General features: G+C 71.2%; 5 protein-coding genes. All 5 read left to right on the top strand.

Annotated elements, in window-relative coordinates:
* Nucleotides 1–37: 37 nt before the first annotated feature.
* Genes ACAG25_RS13345 through ACAG25_RS13325 form a run of 5 tightly spaced genes read left to right on the top strand, consistent with a single transcriptional unit; the run spans nucleotide 38 to nucleotide 21,774 of the window.
* Nucleotides 38–1,774, top strand: coding sequence for an AMP-binding protein (locus tag ACAG25_RS13345; RefSeq protein ID WP_370488929.1), 1,737 nt, complete (start codon nucleotides 38–40; stop codon nucleotides 1,772–1,774).
* Nucleotides 1,775–6,538, top strand: a complete 4,764-nt coding sequence (locus tag ACAG25_RS13340; protein WP_370488928.1) for an SDR family NAD(P)-dependent oxidoreductase — start codon at nucleotides 1,775–1,777, stop codon at nucleotides 6,536–6,538. It begins immediately after the preceding gene.
* Nucleotides 6,539–6,542: 4 nt separating this feature from the next.
* Complete coding sequence (locus ACAG25_RS13335) at nucleotides 6,543–11,987, top strand: SDR family NAD(P)-dependent oxidoreductase (RefSeq protein ID WP_370488927.1); 5,445 nt, start codon at nucleotides 6,543–6,545, stop codon at nucleotides 11,985–11,987.
* Nucleotides 11,987–17,371 carry a type I polyketide synthase gene (locus tag ACAG25_RS13330; protein WP_370488926.1) on the top strand — a complete coding sequence of 1,795 codons (5,385 nt, stop codon included), beginning with the start codon at nucleotides 11,987–11,989 and terminating at the stop codon, nucleotides 17,369–17,371. Before ACAG25_RS13335 ends, ACAG25_RS13330 begins: the two co-directional genes overlap by 1 nt.
* Complete coding sequence (locus ACAG25_RS13325; RefSeq protein ID WP_370488925.1) at nucleotides 17,368–21,774, top strand: type I polyketide synthase; 4,407 nt, start codon at nucleotides 17,368–17,370, stop codon at nucleotides 21,772–21,774. The genes ACAG25_RS13330 and ACAG25_RS13325 overlap by 4 nt, the downstream gene beginning before the upstream one ends.
* Nucleotides 21,775–21,781: the final 7 nt, after the last annotated feature.

Here is a 21,781-nt window from a genome sequence, read left to right as displayed (position 1 = left end):
CACCGATGTGCCGAGTCGAATGGGAAGGATGTTACGAATGGCGACTGTTGAGTATTCGATTCCGGCGCTGATCGACCAGCGCCGGACCGAGACGCCCGACGGGGTCGCCTACACCTACGTCGACTACGACGTCGACCCCGCCGGTGTTGCCGAGAGCATCACCTGGGAGGAGCTCTACGAGCGGGTCCACGCCGTGGCCGAGAAGCTGGCCCAGTGCGGCGAGCCGGGCGACCGCGCGGTGATCCTCGCGCCGCAGAACCTCGACTACGTCGTGGCGTTCCTCGGCGCGATCCAGGCCGGGTTCATCGCGGTGCCGTTGTCGGCGCCGCTGTTCGGTCAGCACGACGAACGCATCGTCGGGGCGCTGGCCGACTCGACTCCGGTGGCGATCCTGACCACCTCCCAGATCGTCGGCGACATCCGGCACTACGCGCAGGACCAGCCGAACCAGCGGGCGCCGAAGGTGATCGAGGTCGATCTGCTCGATCCGTTCTTCGGGGACCCGGTCGAGGTGTCGTCGCGTCCGATCACCGCGTACCTGCAGTACACGTCGGGCTCGACGCGCGCTCCGGCGGGTGTGGAGGTGACCCACAAGAACGTCATCCGCAACATCGCGCAGCTGCACCCGGACTACTTCGCCGGATGGCCGGAGGGCGAGTACCCGCCGGGACTGCGGTCGGTGTCGTGGCTGCCGCTCTACCACGACATGGGTCTGGTGATCGGGATCTTCCTGGGCATCGTCAGCGGCTGCCCGACGACGCTGCTGAGCCCGATCTCGTTCATGCTCAAGCCCGCTCGTTGGATGCAGCAGCTCGCCGACTCCGAGGGTTGGGTGGTCACCGCGGCCCCGAACTTCGCCTACGAGCTCGCCGCGCGCCGCACGACCGACGAGGACATGGCCGGACGGCACCTGCGCAACGTGCAGGTGATGATCAACGGCGCCGAGCGGGTCCACGGCGCCACCCTGCGTCGATTCAACGAGCGCTTCGGCAAGCTCGGCCTGCCGCCGACTGCGGTTCGCCCGTCCTACGGTCTGGCCGAGGCCACGATCTATGTGTCGTCCACGCTGGCCGATCGGCCGGCCGAGTCGGTGCACTTCGACCTCGAGAAGCTCTCGGCGGGGCACGCGGAGCGCTGCGCCGACGGCGGTTCCGAACAGGTCAGCTGCGGTCCGCCGCGGTCGACGACGGTGCGCATCGTCGACCCGGAGACGTTCGTCGAGAAGCCGGCCGGTCAGGTCGGGGAGGTGTGGCTGCACGGTGATCACGTCACCGCCGGCTACTGGCGCAATCCCGAACAGACCGCGCGGGTGTTCCGCGGCAAGATCGTCGACCCGAGCGCCGGCACCCCGACCGAGCCGTGGCTGCGCACCGGCGACCTGGGCATGATCTTCGAGGACGAGCTCTACATCGTGGGCCGGATCAAGGATCTGTTGATCGTCGACGGTCGCAACCATTACCCCGACGACATCGAGGCGACCGTCCGGGAGGTGACCGGTGGCCGCGTCGCGGCGATCTCGGTCACCGACGATGCCACCGAACGACTGGTGGTCGTCGCCGAGATCAAGAAGCTCGAGGAGAAGGACGCGGACTCGCTCGAGGCGCTGCAGCAGGAGGTGACCGCCGCCGTGTCGAAGAGTCACAGTGTCCGGGTGTCCGACCTGGTCCTGGTGGGACCCGGCTCGCTGCCGTTGACGACCAGCGGAAAGGTGCGACGCGCGGCGTGCGCCGAGCGGTACCGACAGGGGGAGTACAGCGGGGCCGGGTGCCGCTAGATGTCTTCACCTCTCGATGAGGGTGCTGTCCGGCAATGGTTGGTCGACTACCTGGTCACCAACATGGGCTGCAACCCCGATCAGATCGAGGCCGGCGCGTCCATGCACGACCTCGGGGTGGGCTCCCGTGACGCGGTCGTCCTGACCGGTGAGCTCTCCGAGCTGGTCGGCACCACCGTCTCGCCGGTCGACTTCTGGCAGTTCCCGACGGTCGACGCGCTGGCCAAGTATCTCAGCGGCGGCGACGTGGAGCCGGTCGACGTCGCGGCGCCGCTGCGCGATCCTCAGGGGTTCAACGAGCCGATCGCGGTGATCGGGCTGGGTTGCCGTTTCCCGGGTGGCATCCACGGCCCGGACGACTACTGGCAGTTCCTGCTCGACGGCCGGTCCTCGGTCCGGGAGGTCCCCGAGCAACGTTGGGCGGCATTCGACGACGGCTCCGCCGAGACCGGTTCGGTGCTGGGTGATGTGACGCGGTGGGGTTCCTACCTCGACGACATCGACGCGTTCGACGCCGAGTTCTTCGAGATCATCCCGCGCGAGGCCGCCCGGATGGATCCGCAGCAGCGGTTGCTGCTCGAGGTGGTGCAGGAGGCGCTCGAGCACGCCGGTATTCCGGCCGATGGGCTGTCGGAGTCCCCGACCGGCGTGTTCGCCGGTGCGTCGGTCACCGACTACGGCTGCATGGGCGCCCTGGATCTGCCGGGTGTCGACGCGTGGTACGGCACCGGGAGCGCGTTGAGCATCATCGCCAATCGGGTGTCGTATTTCTTCGATCTGCGGGGTCCGTCGGTCGCGGTGGATACCGCGTGTTCGTCGTCGTTGGTGGCGATTCATCTGGCGTGTCAGAGTCTGCGGTCGGGGGATTCGAACCTGGCGCTGGCCGGTGGGGTGAACCTGGTGTTGGCCCCCGCGGTGACCCGCAGCCTGGACCGGGCCCAGGCGCTGTCGCCGACCGGTCGGTGTCATGCCTTCGATGCTCGTGCTGATGGGTTCGTCCGCGGTGAGGGCGCCGGGGTCGCGGTGCTCAAACGACTCTCCGACGCGGTGCGTGACGGCGACCGGGTGCTGGCGGTCATCCGCGGCTCGGCGGTCAACCAGGACGGCCGCTCCAACGGCCTGATGGCCCCCAACCCGGCCGCCCAGATGGCCGTGCTGCGCGCGGCCTACACCGCCGCCGGTGTCGAACCCCGCGAGGTCGACTACGTCGAGGCCCACGGCACCGGCACCCTGCTCGGCGACCCGATCGAGGCCCGCGCACTGGGCACCGTGCTCGGCCGCGGCCGCAGCGCCGACGCCCCGCTGCTGATCGGCTCGGTCAAATCCAACCTCGGCCACCTCGAAGCCGCCGCCGGCATCGCCGGGTTCGCCAAAGCCGTACTGGCCCTGCACCACCAGCAGATCCCGGCCAACCTGGGCTATGAGACACCCAACCCGCACATCCCGTTCGACAAACTGCGACTCAAAGTCGTCGCCGAACACCAGGACTGGGCCCCCCAGGGCCGCCCCCGCCGCGCCGGGGTGTCCTCCTTCGGGTTCGGCGGCACCAACGCCCACATCGTGGTCGAACAAGCCCCCGCGATGATCCCGGCCACCGACACCCCGGACACCCCGGCGGTCCACACCCTGATCGTCTCGGGCAAGACCCCGGCCCGCATCGCAGCCACCGCCGCCATGCTCGCCGACTGGATGACCGGACCCGGCAGCCAAACCGCGCTGGAAGAGGTCGCCCACACCCTCAACCACCACCGCGCCCACCACAACAAATTCGCCACCGTGGCCGCCCGCGACCGCGACCAGGCCATCACCGGCCTACGCGCCCTGGCCGACGGCCACACCGCCCCCGGCGTGGTCCCCGCCCACCACGGCGCCTGCCGCCGCGGCACCGTGTTCGTCTACTCCGGCCAAGGCTCCCAATGGGCCGGCATGGCCCGCCAACTCCTCACCGACGAACCCCACTTCGCCCAAGCCATCGACCGCATCGAACCCGTCTTCACCGAACACGTCGGCTTCTCCCTACGCGACATCATCACCAACGGCGACACCGTGCGCGGCGATGACCAGGTGCAGCCGGTGATCATGGGTCTGCAGTTGGCGCTGACGGACCTGTGGCGCGCCTACGGCGTACATCCCGACGCGGTCATCGGCCACTCCATGGGCGAGGTCACCGCCGCCGTCGTCAGCGGCGCCCTCAGCCTCGCCGACGGCCTCAAAGTCATCGCCACCCGCTCCACACTCATGTCCCGCCTCGCCGGCCAGGGCGCCGTCGCGTTGCTCGACGTGGACGCGCAGACCTGTGCGGCGTTGATCGCCGACTATCCCAGCGTCGAGGAGGCCGGCTACGTGTCGCCGCGCCAGACGGTGGTGGCCGGTCTGCCCGACGAGGTCGAGGCGCTGATCGCGGCGGTGACGGCGCAGAACCGGTTCGCGCGCAAGGTGAACATGGAGGTGGCCTCGCACACCGCGCTGATGGATCCGGTCCTCGAGGAGCTGCGGACCGCGCTGGCCGGACTCGATGCGCGGGTGCCGACCATCCCGTTCCTGTCCACGGTGACCGGCCCGGAGTCGACGCCGACACTGGACGCCGACTACTGGGTCGCCAATGTGCGCCGCCCGGTGCGGTTCAGCGACGCGGTCGTCGCCGCGGCCGCCGACCACGGCATGTTCATCGAGATCAGCCCGCACCCGACGATGGGTCAGCCGATCCGCGACACCCTCAGCGACGTGCACCACCACAGCATCGGGACGCTGGCCAGGGACAGCGACGACACGGTCACGTTCCACACCAACCTCAACGCCACCCACACCACGCGTCCGCCGCACACCGAGCACCGCCCGGAACCGCATGTGCCGCTGCCCACCACACCGTGGCACCACGGCCGCCACTGGATCGAGGTGGCGCGCCCGCTGCGCACCGGGGTGCGTCGCACCCACGCCGCGGCGCCCGGCGACAGTGCCCTGCCGGCGGAGTGGTTCTGCGAGCTGACCTGGACGGCCCAGCCGCTGACCACGGAGCCGGAGACCGCCGACGGCTCGTGGCTCGTCGTCGGTGATGCCGGACTCGGCGCGGAGTTCGCCCGTCTTCTCGGTGACGCGGCGACGGTGCTGCCCGACGGCGCCGACGACGACGCGCTGCGCGCTGCGCTGGGCGCGGCGACACACGTGCTCTACGCGCCGGCGCCGACGGCACCGGACGATCTCGGCTACGAGGTGTTCGCACGGGCCCGCGCGCTCGTCACGGCCGCCGCGGGATGCGACACCGTCCCGACGGTGTACTTCCTGACCCGCAACGCCCAGCCCGTCGAGGCCGGCGACCGGGCCAACCCCGCCCACGCCGTGCTGTGGGGGCTGGGCCGCACGCTGGCCCTGGAACACCCCGAGCTGTGGGGCGGTGTCGTCGACCTCGACGAGGCGGTGCCCGCCGAGCTGGCGGTCCGGTGGATGCTCGCCGAGGCGGCCGCCGACGGAGACGAGGACCAGGTCGTCTACCGTGCCGGGATCCGTCACGTCGCGCGTCTGCTGCCCGGCGTCCCGTTGCGCACCGACGGCACGCTGGACCCCGACGGCGCCCACCTGGTGGTCGGGGCGACCGGCAAGATCGGGCCGGCGCTGATCGAGCAGCTGGCCGCGATGGGCGCACGCACCGTCGTCGCGGTGTCCCGCAACCCCGGGACGCGGCTCGACGCGCTGGCCGAGCGCCTGGCCGAGAGCGGCACCACCTTGGTGACCGTCGCCGCCGACGCCTCCGACGAAGGGTCGCTGCGCGCGGTGTTCGACCGTTTCGGCGCGGACCTGCCGGCGCTGCACGGCATCTGGGTCGCCGCGTTCGGCGGTGGCCCGGTGACGCTGGCGGACATGACCGACGACGACGTCGCGGCGATGTTCCGGCCGAAGATCGACGCGGTGACCGTGCTGCACCGGTTGTCGATCCGCCAGCCGGTGCGCCAGTTCGTGCTGTTCACCTCGATTTCCGGGGTGCTGGGATCGCGCTGGCTGGCCCATTACGCCGCCACCACGACCTACCTGGACACGTTCGCGTACCTGCGTCGCGCCGCCGGTCTGCCCGCGACCGCGGTGAACTGGGGGCTCTGGAAGTCGCTGGCCGACGTGCAGACCGGGATCGAGGCGCAGACCACCGTCGAGTCGGGCCTGGAACCCATGCCCGACGACATCGCCATCCAGGCACTGGCGGCGCTGACCGGGCCGGACGCACCGGTGCGCACGACGATCGTCGCCGCGGACTGGCCCCGCCTGGCCACCGCGTACCGCACCCGCACCGCGCTGCACATCCTCGACGACCTGCTGCCGACAGTCGGCGACGGGGACACCGAGCTGTCGGCCGACACCGAGTTCCGCCGGGAGTTGCGCGCCGCGGACCCGCAGGACCGTCGCGAGCTGCTCACCGCACACGTCACCGCACAGGTGGCCGCCGCGATGGGGTTGGCCTCGCCGCAGCTACTGGACACCACGGTCGGTTTCTTCCAGTTCGGCATGGACTCGTTGATGAGCGTCACTTTGCAGCGTTCGCTCAGCGAAAGCCTTGGTCAGACGCTTCCGGCGTCGGTGGTGTTCGATTATCCGACCGTCGACGAGCTCGCGGATTACTTGGCCGGCGTGATTCCTGAGATAATCGAGGCTTCTGATCCTGCGGGCGGGGGTCCCGGCGACGAGGCCGGGGACAGTGTCGAGGGGGTCACGGGGGACACCTACGACGATCTGGCCGAGGACGAGTTGTTGCGAAGACTTTCGGAAAGATTGAGTTGAGACGATGACAGCTGCATCGCCGGATCGCCGGGCGATCATCACTGAGGCACTGCGCAAGATCGACGACCTCTCGGCACGGCTGGAGACCGCCGAGAAGGTGGAGACCGAACCCATCGCCGTGGTGGGCATCGGTTGCCGGTTGCCCGGTGGTGTCGACAACGCCGACGAGTTCTGGACGTTGCTGACCGAGGGGGGCAACGGCGTCGTCCGGGTCCCGGAGGACCGCTGGGACGCCGACGAGTACTACTCGCCGGACCACAGCGTCCCGGGCACCATCTGTAACCGTGAGGGCGGGTTCCTGACCTCGTGGAAGCCCGACGAGTTCGACGCCGAGTTCTTCGCGATCAGCCACCGCGAGGCCGCCGGGATGGACCCGCAGCAGCGGTTGCTGCTCGAGGTGGCGTGGGAGGCCCTCGAGCACGCCGGGATCAACGCGCGCAGCCTGCGGGGCACCTCGACCGGCGTCTTCGTCGGTCTGACCACGAGCGACTACTACGCCTCGTTCATCGGCAAGCTGCGGCCCGAGGAGATCGACCCCTACATCCCGTTCGGCAGTGCGCCGAACTTCGCGGCCGGCCGGCTGTCGTACTTCCTGGGTGTCCGCGGACCCGCGGTGGTCAGCGATACCGCGTGCTCGTCGTCGCTGGTGTCGATCCATCTGGCGTGTCAGAGCCTGCGCCGCGGCGAGAGCGACTACGCGCTGGCCGCCGGGGTGAACCTGATCCTGACCCCGCAGAACAACATCGCGTGCTCGCGGTGGGGGATGCTGGCACCGGACGGCACCTGCAAGACGTTCGACGCCGACGCCAACGGCTACGTGCGCAGCGAGGGTTGCGGCGTGGTGGTCCTCAAGCGCCTGTCCGATGCGCAGCGCGACGGGGACCGCGTGCTGGCGGTCGTCCGCGGGTCGGCGGTCAACCAGGACGGCGCGAGCAGCGGCCAGACCGTCCCGAACGGTCCCGCGCAGCAGGCGCTGATGCGCCGCGCGCTGGAGTCGTCGCGGCTCTCGCCCGCCGACATCGACTACATCGAGGCACACGGCACGGGCACCGCGCTGGGCGACCCGATCGAGCTCGACGCGCTCAACGAGGTCTACGGCGACCGCGACGGCGCCGCCCCGCTGGTGCTGGGGTCGGTCAAGACCAACCTCGGCCATCTCGAGTCCGCGGCCGGCGTCACCGGCTTCATCAAGACCGTGCTCAGTGTGGCTCACGGCCACATCCCCAAGCAGCTGCACTTCAAGAAGCTCACCCCGCAGGCCTGCGAGGGCGCCAAGCGGTTCAAGATCGCCGCCGAGCCGATGGACTGGCCGGCCGTCGACCGCCCGCGTCGCGCGGCGGTGTCGTCGTTCGGTGTCAGCGGCACCAATGCCCACGTCGTCGTCGAGCAGGCGCCGGAGCCGGCGCCGGCGGCCACCCCCGCGGCCCCGGAACCGGCGGTCACGACGCTGGTGGTGACCGGCAAGACGCCCGCACGGATCGCCTCGACGGCGGCGCAGCTGGCCGACTGGCTCGAGGGTCCCGGTGCCGCCCACCCGCTGTCGGGGGTCGCGCACACGCTCAATCACCACCGGGCCCAGCACGCCAAGTTCGCCACGGTGGCCGCGACGGACACCGCGCAGGCGGTCGCCGGGCTGCGCGCGCTGGCCGGCGGTTACCCGGCGCCCGGCGTCGTGGCCGCCCACGACGGTGTCTGCGGCACCGGCACCGTGTTCCTGTACTCGGGTCAGGGCTCGCAGTGGGCCGGGATGGGCCGGCGGCTGTTGACCGACGAGCCGGCGTTCGCCGACGCGGTCGCCGCACTGGACCCGGTGTTCACCGCGCAGGTCGGCTTCTCGTTGCAGGAGGTGCTGCGCTCAGGGGAGACGGTCGTCGGGATCGACCGGATCCAGCCGGTGCTGGTCGGTGTCCAGTTGGCGCTGACCGAGCTGTGGCGGTCCTACGGGGTGACCCCGGACGCGGTGATCGGGCATTCGATGGGTGAGGTGACCGCCGCGGTGGTCGCCGGTGCGCTCAGCCCGGCCGACGGTCTGAAGGTCATCGCCACCCGTTCGCGGTTGATGAAGCGGCTGTCCGGGCAGGGCGCGATGGCGCTGCTGGAACTCGACGCCGCCGCCGCCGAGGAACTGATCGCCGGATATCCGGGCCTGACGGTGGCGGTGTACGCCTCGCCCCGCCAGACGGTGATCGCCGGCCCGCCGGAGCAGGTGGACGCGGTGATCGCGGTGGTCGACGCGCAGGACAAGCTGGCCCGCCGGGTCGACGTCGACGTCGCGTCACACCACCCGATCATCGACCCGATCCTCGACGACCTGCGCGCCGAGCTGGCCGGCCTGGCACCCAAGACGCCCAGCATCCCGCTGATCGTGACGACCGACGGCCGGCCGACCGACGGCAGCAACGTCTTCGACGCCGACCACTGGGTGGCCAACCTGCGCAACCCGGTGCGGTTCGGCCGGGCCGTGGCCGCCGCGGGCGAGCAGCACGCGATCTTCGTCGAGGTCAGCCCGCACCCGCTGCTGTCGCATGCGATCAAGGAGACGTTGGCTGAGCAGCATCACCACTGCCTGGGCACGCTGACCCGCGACGCCAACGACTCGTTGACGTTCCACACCAATCTCAATGCCACCCATACGGTCCGGCCGCCGAAGGTGCCGCATCCGCCGCACGCGTGGGTGCCGATCCCCACCACGCCGTGGCATCACACCCGGCACTGGATCACACCGATGGCCGACACCGACCCGGCCTCGGCCGCCCCGCACACCGGCGCCCGCAACGGCGCCGACCTCGCGCAGGCAGCAGGATCGCCTGCGGCGCAACAACACCCGTGGTTCCACAAGCTGGCCTGGCCGGCCAAGGAGCTCCCGGTGCCGGCCGGGCCGGACGGCTCCTGGCTGGTGATCGCCGATGACGGTGGTGACCTCGCCGACGTCCTCGGCGGAACTGCGCAGGACTCCTCGGTGCTCTCCGACGGCGCCGAGGAGTCGGCGCTGCGGGCAGCGCTGACCGCCGCGGACCGGGTGGTGTTCGCCCCGCCGGTGCGCTCGGCACGACTGGATGTCGCCGACGGTTACGCGGTGTTCACATCCGTTCGCGCGCTGGCCCGTTCGCTGGCATCGCTCGGCGCCGACGCGCCCCGGTTGTACGTGGTGACCCGCAACGCCCAACCGCTGCGCGAGGGCGACCGGGCCAACCCGGTGCACGCGGTGCTGTGGGGTCAGGTCCGCACCCTGGCTGTGGAGAACCCCGAGTTCTGGGGCGCGATCATCGACGTCGACGAGTCTGCTCCGGCCGAGTTGGTCGCGCGGTATCTGCGCACCGAGGCCGCCGCCGGTGAGGGGCTTGCCGACCGGGACGACCAGGCCGTCTACTCCGGCGGTGTCCGGCACGTGCCGCGTCTGCGTCGCGCGCCGCTGCCGCCGACGACACTGTCGCGCCTCGAGCCCAACACCAGCCATCTGGTGATCGGGGCGACCGGCAACGTCGGGCCGTACCTGATCCGTCAGCTCGCCGAGATGGGCGCGGCCACCGTTGTCGCGGTGTCGCGGCGTGGGTCCGCGTTGACCGACCTGGCCGCCGAGGTGGCCGCGCACGGCAGCACGCTGGTCGAGGTGGCCGCCGACGCGGCCGACGAGGCCGCGATGACCGCGTTGTTCGCGCGGTTCGGCGCGGATCTGCCGCCGCTGGACGGCGTCTACCTGGCCGCCCTGTCCGGCGGCGAGGCACTGCTGACCGAGATGTCCGACGACGACCTGGCCACGATGTTCCGCGCCAAGCTCGACGTCACCGCGCTGCTGCACAAGTTGACGCTGACCACGCCCGTGCGGCGGTTCGTGCTGTTCTCGTCGATCACCGGCGTCCTCGGGTCCCGCGCGGTGTCGCACTACACCGCCGGCAACACGTTCATGGACGCGGTGGGCTATGCCCGCCGATCGCTGGGGCTGGCAGCCACCGTCGTGGACTGGGGTCTGTGGAAGACGTGGGCGGACATCCACCCGGCGCTGGCCGCCGCGGGCCTGGAGCCGATGCCCAACGACGTGGCGATCAAGATGCTGCCGACGGTGCTCAGCCCGGACGCCGGGCTGCACAGCGCGGTGGTGGGCGCCGACTGGGGCCGCCTGGCCGACGCCTACCGGATGCGCGCCCCGGTGCGCGCCCTCGACGACATGATCGCCGAACCCGGTTCGGAGACCGGCGATCTCGGTGACGTGGCCGATCCCGTGTACGGCACGCTGCTCGGTGACCAGCTCGCCGGGGCCGCGCAGGGGCAGGTCTGGCGTTCCCGGCTGCTGCCGGAAGCCCAGCCCTATCCACACGGGCACCGCGTGCGCGGTGTCGACGTGGTGCCGGTGTCGGTGCTGCTGCAGACGATGTCGTCGGCGGCCGCGCAGCTCGGCGCCGCGGCGGTCACCGACGTGCGGTTCGAGTACCCGATCCTGGCCGGCCAGCGCCGCGTGGTGCACGTGGTGCGCGACGGTGACGAGCTGATCGTGTCGACCAGCGCCGCTGCCGACACTCCCGCCGAGCGGTGGACGCGGCACGCCAGTGCCCGTCTGGTCGAGGAGGCGCCGGCGCCGGCCGGGGTCTCGGTCGGCGAACTGCACGGCGAGGGTTACAACGCGGGCATCATCTCCGAACTCCAGCACAGCTGGGGGATCGAGGGGCAGCCGTTCGACTGGACGGTCGGCGACAGCGCCGCCGAAGGTGACGCGCTGCGCGCCCGGGTGACCCTGCCGCAGGCCGACGCCACCGCCTTGTCGGCGGCGCTGGTCGACGTCGCGGTGCATGTCGCCCGCCTGGCCGACAAGGACAATCCGCACCTGCTGCTGCCCGCGGGGGTGGAGACGCTGTGGTCGGATGCGCAAACTGTCGGTACCGAGGTCGTGGTCGAAGCGGTGCGCCGCGCCGGCTCCGGCGGCGACGGCGCCTCGGACAACCTGGTCGTCGACGTCACGATCAGGACCTCCGACGGCACACCGTGTCTCGACGTTCGCGGTCTGACCTACGCCGCGGTCGAGTCCACGCCGGTGCCGACGATGGACGACACCGCCACCGCGGCAGCCGAATTCGTCGACTGGTCGGCGATGTCGGCCGCCGAGCGGCTCGAGCAGCTGCGGACCCGGCTGCGGGCGATCCTGGCCCGCGAGCTCGGGATGCCCGACACCGCCGTCGACTTCGACATGCCGTTCCCGGACCTGGGACTGGACTCGATGATGGCGATGAACCTGCTTCGCGATGCCAAACAGCTGGTGCGCGTTGATCTTTCGGCAACGATGCTGTGGGACAACCCGACCATCGGCTCGTTCGCCGCCCACATCGCGGAGCTGATCACCCCGGACGACGAGCCGGAAGAGGAGCCCGAGGACATCGTCGACGACTCGTTCAGCGTGTTGGACTCGCTGTTCGAGAGTGTCGAATCAGCCTCGAGCGGTAGCGAAAGCAGTATTTGATGAAGACGATTTTCGACCGTATCTCCGGCATGAACGCCGACCAGCGTGGCGCGCTGTCGGAGCAGTTCGAGAAGGCCTCGCGCATCGCGGGCGCCGAGCCGGTCGCGGTGATCGGGATCGGTTGCCGGTTCCCCGGTGGTGTCGGCGGACCCGAGGACTACTGGAACATGTTGGCCGCGGGCACCGATGCGGTCATCGAGGTACCGAAGGACCGCTGGGACGCCGAGGCGTTCTACGACCCGGATCCGCTGGCGCCGGGCCGGATGCCCACCAAGTGGGGCGCGTACCTGTCCGACATCGACGGCTTCGACGCCGACTTCTTCGGCATCACCCCGCGCGAAGCGCTGGCGATGGACCCGCAGCAGCGCCTGAGCCTCGAAGTCGCCTGGGAGGCACTCGAGAACGCCGGGCTGGCCCCGGACCAGCTGGGGGAGAGCCGCACCGCGGTGATGCTGGGCGTGTACTACAACGAGTATCAGAACGCCTCCGGCGGCAATCCGGACACCATCGACCCGTACTCGGCCACCGGCAACGCGCACAGCGTGACTGTCGGCCGGATCGCCTACCTGCTGGGGCTGCGCGGCCCGGCGGTGGCGGTGGACACGGCGTGCTCGTCGTCGCTGGTGTCGATCCACCTGGCCTGCCAGAGCCTGCGGATGCGCGAGAGCGACCTGGCGCTGGCCGGCGGGGTCAACCTGAACCTGCGCCCGGAAACCCAACTGGCCCTTGCCAAGTGGGGAATGATGTCGCCGAAGGGACGCTGCCACGCGTTCGACTCACGCGCCGACGGGTTCGTCCGCGGTGAAGGTGCGGGCATCGTGGTGCTCAAGCGGCTCACCGACGCCGTCCGCGACGGCGACCGTGTGCTCGCGGTGGTGCGCGGCTCGGCGGTCAACCAGGACGGCCGCTCCAACGGGCTGACCGCCCCCAACGCGCCGTCCCAGCGCGACGTCATCACCCGCGCGCTGCGTTCGGCCGACGTCACGCCCGGCTCGGTCAACCTCGTCGAAACCCACGGCACCGGAACAGCTCTCGGCGACCCGATCGAGTTCGACGCGCTGGCCGCGGTCTACGGCAAAGGTGAGACGCCCTGCGCGCTGGGCGCGGTGAAGACCAACATGGGTCACCTCGAGGCCGCCGCCGGCGTGGCCGGCTTCATCAAGACCGTCCTGGCGCTGCGCCAAGGCGCGATCCCGCCGAACCTGCACTTCACCCAGTGGAACCCGTCGATCGACCCGGCCAAGACACGGTTGTTCGTCCCCACCGACACCACGCCGTGGCCCGCCGAGAACGGGCCGCGCCGGGCCGGGGTGAGCTCGTTCGGCATGGGCGGCACCAACGCCCACATCGTGCTCGAACAAGGTCCGGAGACCACGCCCGCCGCTCCGACCGACGCGCCGTCGGTGACCACGCTGGTGGTGTCGGGCAAGAATCCGCAGCGCGTGGCCACCACCGCGGGCACGCTGGCCGACTGGTTGGAGCGCCACGACGGGGCCGTCGGGCTGCCCGAGGTGGCCCGCACCCTCGACCGGCGCAGCCGCGGCGCCACCGTCGCCACCGTCTCGGCCCGCGACCACGCCGGCGCCGTGGCGGGACTGCGCGCCCTGGCCGCAGGTCAGCCCGCCACCGGTGTGGTCGCCGCGCACACCCCGTCGCCCGGAACGGGCACGGTCTTCCTGTACTCGGGCCAGGGGTCCCAGTGGGCGGGCATGGGCCGGCGGCTGCTCGCCGAGGAGCCCGCGTTCGCGGCCGCCGTCGACGAACTGGAGCCGATCTTCGCCGACAAGGCCGGGTTCTCGCTGCGCCAGACGCTCGAGGCGGGGGAGCCGGTGGTCGGTATCGACCGCATCCAGCCCGTCATCGTCGGCATGCAGTTGGCGTTGACGGCGCTGTGGCGTGCCCACGGCGTCGAGCCCGACGCCGTCATCGGGCACTCGATGGGTGAGGTGTCGGCGGCCGTGGTCGCCGGCGCCCTGACCCCCGCCGAGGGGCTCGACGTGATCTCCACCCGGTCGCGGCTGATGAAGCGGCTGTCCGGGCAGGGTGCGATGGCCGTCCTGGAGCTCGACGCCACCGCGACCGAACGCCTGATCGCCGACCGGCCCGAGGTCACGGTGGCCGTGTACGCATCGCCGAAGCAGTCGGTGATCGCCGGCCCGCCCGAGGCCGTCGACGAGCTGATCGCGATCGTCGACGCGAAGGGTCTGCTGGCCCGTCGCGTCGAGGTGGACGTGGCCTCCCACCACCCCACGATCGACCCGATCCTGCCGGAGCTGGGCACCGCGCTGGCCTACCTGTCGCCGGCCACCCCGAAGATCCCGCTGCTGAGCACCGTCGGGTACACCGGTACGGCGCCGCTGTTCGGTGCGGAGTACTGGCAGGCCAACCTGCGCAACCCGGTCCGGTTCAACCACGCCGTCACCGAGGCCGCCGCCGAGCACGCCAACTTCGTCGAAGTCAGCCCGCACCCGCTGCTCACCCACGCGATCACCGAGTCGCTGGCCGCGCTGACGCCGGCCAAGAACTTCAAGGCGATGGGCACCGTGACCCGCGACTCCGACGAGACGCTGGCATTCCACGCGCAGCTGGCGTCGCTGCGGCCCCCCACGACCGCCCCCGACGGTCCGGCGGCCGACGTCATCGACCTGCCGCCGACACCGTGGCTGCACCACAAGTTCTGGATCGCCAACACCGCCGCCGGGCTGGAGTTCAGCGGCTCGCATCCGCTGCTGGGCATGCATGTGGAGCTGCCCACCGGCGGTGCGCACGTGTGGCAGTCCGACGTGGGCACCGACCTGCATCCCTGGTTGGTCGACCACAAGGTGCACGGCCAGCCCGTCATGCCGGGTGCCGGGTTCGCCGAGATCGCGCTGGCCGCGGGTTGTGAGGCCCTCGGGGTCGCGGCGCCCGCCCTGGCGGTCAAGCGCCTCGAGGTCGAGCAGATGCTGCCGCTGGACGCGCGCACGCGGCTGACCACGCAGCTGTTCGACGACAGCGACGGTCTGCGGGTGGAGATCCACTCCCGGTCCGAGGACGGCAACTGGATGCGCCACGCCGTGGCGCGCGTCGAGAAGGCCGCACCCGCCGATGCGCCGACCTTGGCCACCGGTGGCTCCGGGGCCGCCTCGGTGTCGCCGGCCGACTTCTACACCGCGCTGCGCCGCACCGGAGCGCATCACGGTCAGGCGTTCGCGGCGCTGACCCGCATCTCGCGGTCCTCCGACGGTTGGGCCGACACCGAGATCGCGCTGCCCGAAGAGGCCACGCCGCACCGCGGCATCCAGCTGCATCCGGTGATGCTCGACGCCGCCCTGCAGGGTCTGGCCGCCGCGATCGGCGCCGAGTCGCTGTCGGAGGCCGCGGAGGTGACGTACCTGCCGGTGGCGATGGAGTCGATCCGCGTCTACGGCGACGTGGGCCGGCGCGCCCGATGCCGCGCCGAGTTGGTCGAGATGGTCGCCGAGGGCGGCGACGCCATCGGCCGTGTCACGCTGGCCGACCCGGCCGGAAAGGTCACCGCCGAGGTGACCGGGGTGTACCTGCGCCGGGTGCAGCGCCGCACCGTGCCGTTGCCGTTGTCGCAGAAGGTTTTCGACACCACCTGGCAGGAAGCGCCCGCCGGGGCGGGCGACCTCGCGCCCGGCAGCTGGCTGGTGCTGACCGACGGTGACGACCAGAGCCGGGGCCGGGAGTTCGCCGAACGGTTCGGCGCCGACACCCGCCGGGTGATCACCGCACCGCTGGGCGACGAGTCCGCGGTCGGTGAGGCGTTCGCCACCGTGTGCGACGACCCGGCACTCCCGCCGACCGGGGTGGTGGTCCTGCTCGACACCGGGGAGTTCGGCGACGACGACGCCGCGGCGCTGACGCGGGCCCGGGACGCCGTGTGGTCGGTGTCGGCCGCGGTGCGCGCGATCAGCACCGGCTGGCACGGCAAACCGCCCCGGCTGTGGCTGCTCAGCCGCAACGGCCTGATCGTCGGGGACGGCGAAGCCGGTGACCCCGCGGTGGGTGCGCTGCGCGGCCTGGTGCGGGTGCTGGCCTACGAGAGCCCCGATCTGCGGGCCACGCTCGTCGACCTCGATGCCGACGCCGACGCGGCGGCGGTGCTGGTCGAGGAGTTCGACGCCGAGGGCGGCGACGACATCGTGGCGCGCCGCGGCGGGCGACGCCACGTCGAGCGGTTGTCGCGGGCGACGGTACCGCCGCGGCGCAACGACGTGGTGGTGCGCTCCGACGGCGCCTACATCGTCACCGGCGGTCTGGGCGGCATCGGTTTGACGGTCGCGCAGTGGCTCGTCGACAACGGTGCGGGCCGGGTCGTGCTCAACGGCCGCAGCGCGCCGTCCGACGAGGTGGCGGCCACTCTGGAGGGGTGGCGGCAGCGCAGCGAGATCGTCGTGGAACTCGGCGACATCGCCGCGGCGGGCACGGCCGAACGTCTGGTCGGCGTGGCCGAGGCGGGCGGACGGTCGCTGCGCGGGGTGATCCACTCCGCCGCGGTACTCGACGACGAGCTGGTCTCGGCGATGTCCAAGGACAGCCTGGACCGGATCTGGGCGCCGAAGGCCACCGGCGCGCTGCGGCTGCACCAGGCCACCGACGGTCGTGACCTCGACTGGTGGGTCGGGTTCTCGTCGGTCGCCTCGCTGCTCGGTTCCCCGGGGCAGGCGTCCTACGCCTGCGCCAACGCGTGGCTGGACGCCTTCGTCGCGTGGCGCAGCGCCACCGGGCGGCCTGCCACCACGATCAACTGGGGCCAGTGGGCCGACGTCGGTCTGGCCAAGACGCTGACCTTCAGCGTGCTGGACCCGATGTCGACCGACGAGGGGCTCGAGGCGTTGCAGAGTGTGATCGCCGGGGCGCCCACCCGCATCGGGGTGGCCCGGCTGCGTCTCGACCGGGCGGCCGCGGCGTTCCCCGAGATCGCCAAGATCGGCTTCTTCGCCAACCTGGTCGCCGAACTGGGCGCACTCGACGAGGACGACGACTGGGCGGGCACAGACGCACTGCGCGACATGACCGGCGCCGAAGCCCACCGCGTCGTGGTGGCGCGGCTGCGGCGACGGATCTCGGCGATCATGGGCTTCGCCGACGAGAGCGCCATCGGGGTCGACCAGCCGCTCACCCAGCTCGGGTTGGACTCCCTGATGGCGGTGCGCATGCGTAACACCGTGCGCAGCGATTTCGGGGTCGAGCCGCCGGTCGCGCTGCTGCTGCAGGGCGCTACGCTTGCTGACCTTGCGGTGGACCTGATCCGCCAGCTCGGTCTGGCCGAGGACGACTCGGCCGACCGGCCCAACACTGTGCGTGACCGCGTGGCACAACGAGCGGCGGCACGTCAACGCGCGGCAGCGCGGCGAAAGGTAGGACAACGCACGTGACCAGCAGTAACCCGCTGCCGGACAACGCCATCGCCGTCGTCGGCATTGCAGGTCGATTCCCCGGCGCCGAGTCCGTCTCGGCGTTCTGGCGCAACCTGCGTCAGGGGGTGGAGTCGATCGTCGACCTCTCCGAGGACGAGTTGCTCGACAGCGGTGTCACCGAGCAGACACTGGCCCACCGGTCCTATGTGCGGCGGGCCGCGTTGATGACCGGGATCGACGAATTCGACGCCGACTTCTTCGGGTTCACCCCGTCGACCGCGCGCACCCTGGATCCGCAGCACCGGCTGTTCCTGCAGTCGGCCTGGCACGCACTCGAGGACGCCGGGCTCGACCCCGGGGAGATCGAGCAGACCGTCGGGGTGTTCGGGACCAGCTCGACCAGTGGCTATCTGCTGCACAACCTGATGTCGCAGTACGACCCGATGATGGTGATCGGGCAGGGCGCCAGCTTCGACATGGTCAACCTGTCGCTGCAGAACGACAAGGACCACCTGGCCACCCGCGTCGCCCATCAGCTCAACCTGCGCGGTCCCGCCATCTCCGTGGCCACGGCGTGCTCGTCGTCGCTGGTGGCGGTGCACCTGGCCTGCCAGAGCCTCCTCAACGGCGAGTGCGACATCGCGCTGGCCGGTGGTTCGTCGATCCGCATCCCGCACCGGGTCGGGTACTGGTACGAGCCGGGCACGATGGTGACCCCGACCGGGCACTGCCGTCCGTTCGACGTCCGCAGCGACGGCACGGTCTTCGGCAGCGGTGTCGGAATCGTGGTGCTCAAGCCGCTGATCGACGCCGTCGACGACGGTGACCGCATCCACGCGGTGATCCGCGGGTCGGCGCTGAACAACGACGGCGCGACGAAGATGACCTACGCCGCTCCCACCGCGATCGGCCAGGCCGAGGTGATCGCCGAGGCGCACGCCGTCGCCGGCGTCGACGCCTCGACCATCGGGTACGTCGAAACCCACGGCACCGGCACCCCGCTCGGCGACCCGATCGAGATCGAGGGGCTGCGGCAGGCGTTCGACCTGGCCGAGCAGAAACGTTCCGGCCCGTGCTACATCGGCTCGGTCAAGTCCAACATCGGACATCTGGAGACCGCCGCGGGTATCGCCGGTCTGATCAAGGCCATCCTGTGCCTGAAGCACCGCGCGATCCCGCCGACGCTGCACTACACCAGCCCGAACCCCGAACTGCACCTGGACCGCAGTCCTTTCCTGGTGCGCTCCGAGGACGGGACGTGGGACTGGGACGGCACCCGCCGTGCCGGGGTGAGCTCGTTCGGGGTGGGCGGCACCAACGCCCACGTCGTGCTGGAGGAGGCGCCGGCGTCCGCTCCGGCGCCGACCCCGGCTCCGGACGGGCCCCAGGTGCTGCTGCTGTCGGCGCGCACCGCCGAGGCGCTGTCGCAGGCGCGCGCCGCGCTGGCCGACGAATTGTCCTCCGGTGACGTCGATCTGGCCGACGCCGCGTACACGCTGGAACGGCGACGGAAGGAGCCGCACCGTCTTGCCGCGGTGGTCGGCGACGCCGAGGACGCCGTCGCGGTGCTCGGCAACGCCGAACACGACAACGTGTTCGGCGGACCGGGCCCCGACGCTGCGGCCGAGGCCGCCGAGGACCGCGTGGTCTTCCTGTTCCCGGGGCAGGGTGCGCAGCACATCGGGATGGCACGCGGCCTCTACGACACCGAGCCGGTGTTCGCCGAGCACTTCGACGCGTGCGCCACCGCGTTCGGTCAGGAGTTGGGCTACGACCTGCGGGCGGAGGTGTTCGACGGCGCCGGTCGCGACCTGGAGCGCACCGACCGCGCCCAGCCGGCACTGTTCACCGTGGAGTACGCGCTGGCCAAGCTGATCGAGTCCTACGGGGTGCGCCCGTCGGCACTGGCCGGGCACAGCATCGGCGAGTACGCCGCGGCGACGTTCGCCGGGGTGTTCGACCTGCCGACCGCCGTCAAGGCGGTCTCGATGCGGGCCCGGCTGATGCACGCGTCGGCGCGCGGTGTGATGGTCGCGGTCGCGTTGAGCCCCGAAGCGGTGGCCGAATACCTGTCCGACGACGTCGACGTGGCCACCATCAACGATCCCGGCAACTGTGTGGTGGCCGGCTCCGAGGAAGCCATCCGCGCGTTCCAGGCGCGGCTGGCCGAGAAGGGCATCGTGGCCCGCCGGGTGCGGACCGCGCACGCGTTCCACTCCCGCCTGATGGATCCGGTGATCCCGGAGTTCTCGGCGTTCATGTCCCGTCTGCCCATGAATCCGCCGCGAATCACGTTGCTGTCCAACGTCACCGGCGCACCGATGTCCGCCTCGGAGGCGACCGACCCGAACACCTGGGCCCGTCAGATCCGGGCGACGGTGCGCTTCGCCGACGAACTGGACCTGCTGCTCTCCGACCCGCACCGCGTGGTCGTCGAGGTCGGCCCCGGTGGGGCGCTGACCTCGTCCGCGGTGCGGCACCCGAAGTGGTCGGCCGATCACCGCGCGGTGCGGCTGATGCGGCACCAGGCGCAGAACCGCAGCGACCGCGACACGTTCCTGCTGGCGCTGGGCCAGTTGTGGGCGGCCGGTGTGGACGTCGACTGGACGCCGCTGACGGGCACGTCCCGGCAGCTGATCTCGCTGCCCGGTTACCCGTTCGAGCGGCAACGTCATTGGATCGAGCACAACGCCGGCGCGGCGTGGCTGACCGGTCGCACCGCCGGCAGCGTCGACGGGAACGGTGCCGGCGGCACCGTCGCGGCGGCCACCAGCAGCAAGTCGCAGATGGAGGCGGCGCTGCAGGGAATCTGGTCGCAGTGCCTCGGGTTGCCCTCGATCGATCCCACCGCGAACTTCTTCGAGATCGGCGGTGACTCCCTGATCGCGATCAGCGTGGCGATGACCGCGTCCAAGCAGGGCCTGGATCTGACCCCGCAGGACATCTACGAGAACCAGACCGTCGCAGCGCTGGCCCGCACCCTGGTCGCCCGCTACGCCGAGGGCGGTCTGGCCCGCCACGCGCTGACCGAAGACGCCCACCCGCCGGTGCCGCCGAACGTCGCGCACTTCCTCGAACACGGGCTGCGCGACGCCGGCCGGTGGCGCATGCCGGTGGTGCTGGCGCTGCGGTCCGACGTCACCGTGGACACGGTGCGCACCGTGCTCGGTGCCGTGGCCGATCATCACGACGTGCTGCGCACCCACATCGTCGAACACGCCGGCAGCTGGGAGCAGCGCATCGCCGAGCCCGGCGAGTTCACCGAGCTGGCAACGCGTTCGCTGCCCGACGGTGTGGCCGCGGGCAGCCCGCAGGAACGCGAGGCGGTGCTGGCGATCCTGGCCGAGCAGCAGGCCGAGCATCAGCTGCTCACCGCACCGTTGACGGCGACCTACGTGCACGGCGTCCCGGGCGGATCGAACTACCTGACGATCAGCGTGCACGGCGTCGCCGGCGACGAGACCTCGCGCGACATCCTGGTCACCGACATCTTCACCGCGATCCACCAAGTGCTCGAGGGTGCCGAGATCTCGCTGACCCCGGTGCACACGTCGTGGCGCGAATGGTCGCAGCGGTGCGCCACCTTGGCCACCCACCCCGCGGTGCTGGAGAGCCGCGACCACTGGGTGCAGGTCGCCACCGGCGCGACGGTGAGCCTGGTGGGTGCCGCCGCGTCGGAGCCACCGCGTTCGGAGGACATGGTCCGCCTGTCGGCCGGGCTGACCGTCGCCGAGACCGGGGAGGTCGACGACGCCCGTCGTCGCCTGCGCCTGCCGGTGGAGGAGATGCTGCTGGGGGCGTTGAGCCGCGCCGCGGCCGCCTCCGTCGGCGAGGGCTCGGTGGCCGTCGACCTCGGGGGGCGGGGCCGCCTGGTCCTCAAACCCGACGTCGACCTGCAGCGCACCGTCGGGTGGTTCACCACCGTGCATCCGGTGCTGCTGCGCAGCGCCTCCGAAGAGTCCGTCAGCGCCCTCGGGCTACTCGACGACATCCGGGAGACCCTGAAGGCGGTGCCGCACTACGGCATCGGCTACGGGCTGCTGCGGTACAACTACGCGCCGACCGCCCGGGTGCTGGGCAGCACGCGTCCGGCCGACATCCTGCTGTCGCACATGGGCACCATCCCCGACGTGCCAGGCGAACAACCCGACGATGCGCCGGTGCGTTTCGACTCCGACACCGCGATGCCGGTGCGGGATTCGGTGTCCGGTCTGGGGCATCCGATCGAGCTGCGGGTCTATCGCTCGGGCGGCGTCCTGCATCTGGACTGGTGGTACGACAGCCGCCGGTTGGGTCCCACCGATGTCGAGTCGCTGGCCCGCCGCTTCTCCGCGGCGCTGCTGGATCTGACCCGGGAAGCGTTGGCCGAGAACGAGATCGATTCCCAGGGCGACGGGCTCGCCCTGGTGGACCTGTCGTGATTCCGGC

Source organism: Mycobacterium sp. pV006, from assembly GCF_041287115.1.
GTDB lineage: Bacteria > Actinomycetota > Actinomycetes > Mycobacteriales > Mycobacteriaceae > Mycobacterium.
Note: the sequence above shows the minus strand (reverse complement) of the source record. Positions and strands in the feature narration are given on the sequence as shown.

Coding starts and splice junctions, on each gene's coding strand:
- ACAG25_RS13345 (WP_370488929.1), top strand. CDS start 38: ATGGCGACTGTTGAGTATTCGATTCCGGCGCTGATCGACCAGCGCCGG.
- ACAG25_RS13340 (WP_370488928.1), top strand. CDS start 1,775: ATGTCTTCACCTCTCGATGAGGGTGCTGTCCGGCAATGGTTGGTCGAC.
- ACAG25_RS13335 (WP_370488927.1), top strand. CDS start 6,543: ATGACAGCTGCATCGCCGGATCGCCGGGCGATCATCACTGAGGCACTG.
- ACAG25_RS13330 (WP_370488926.1), top strand. CDS start 11,987: ATGAAGACGATTTTCGACCGTATCTCCGGCATGAACGCCGACCAGCGT.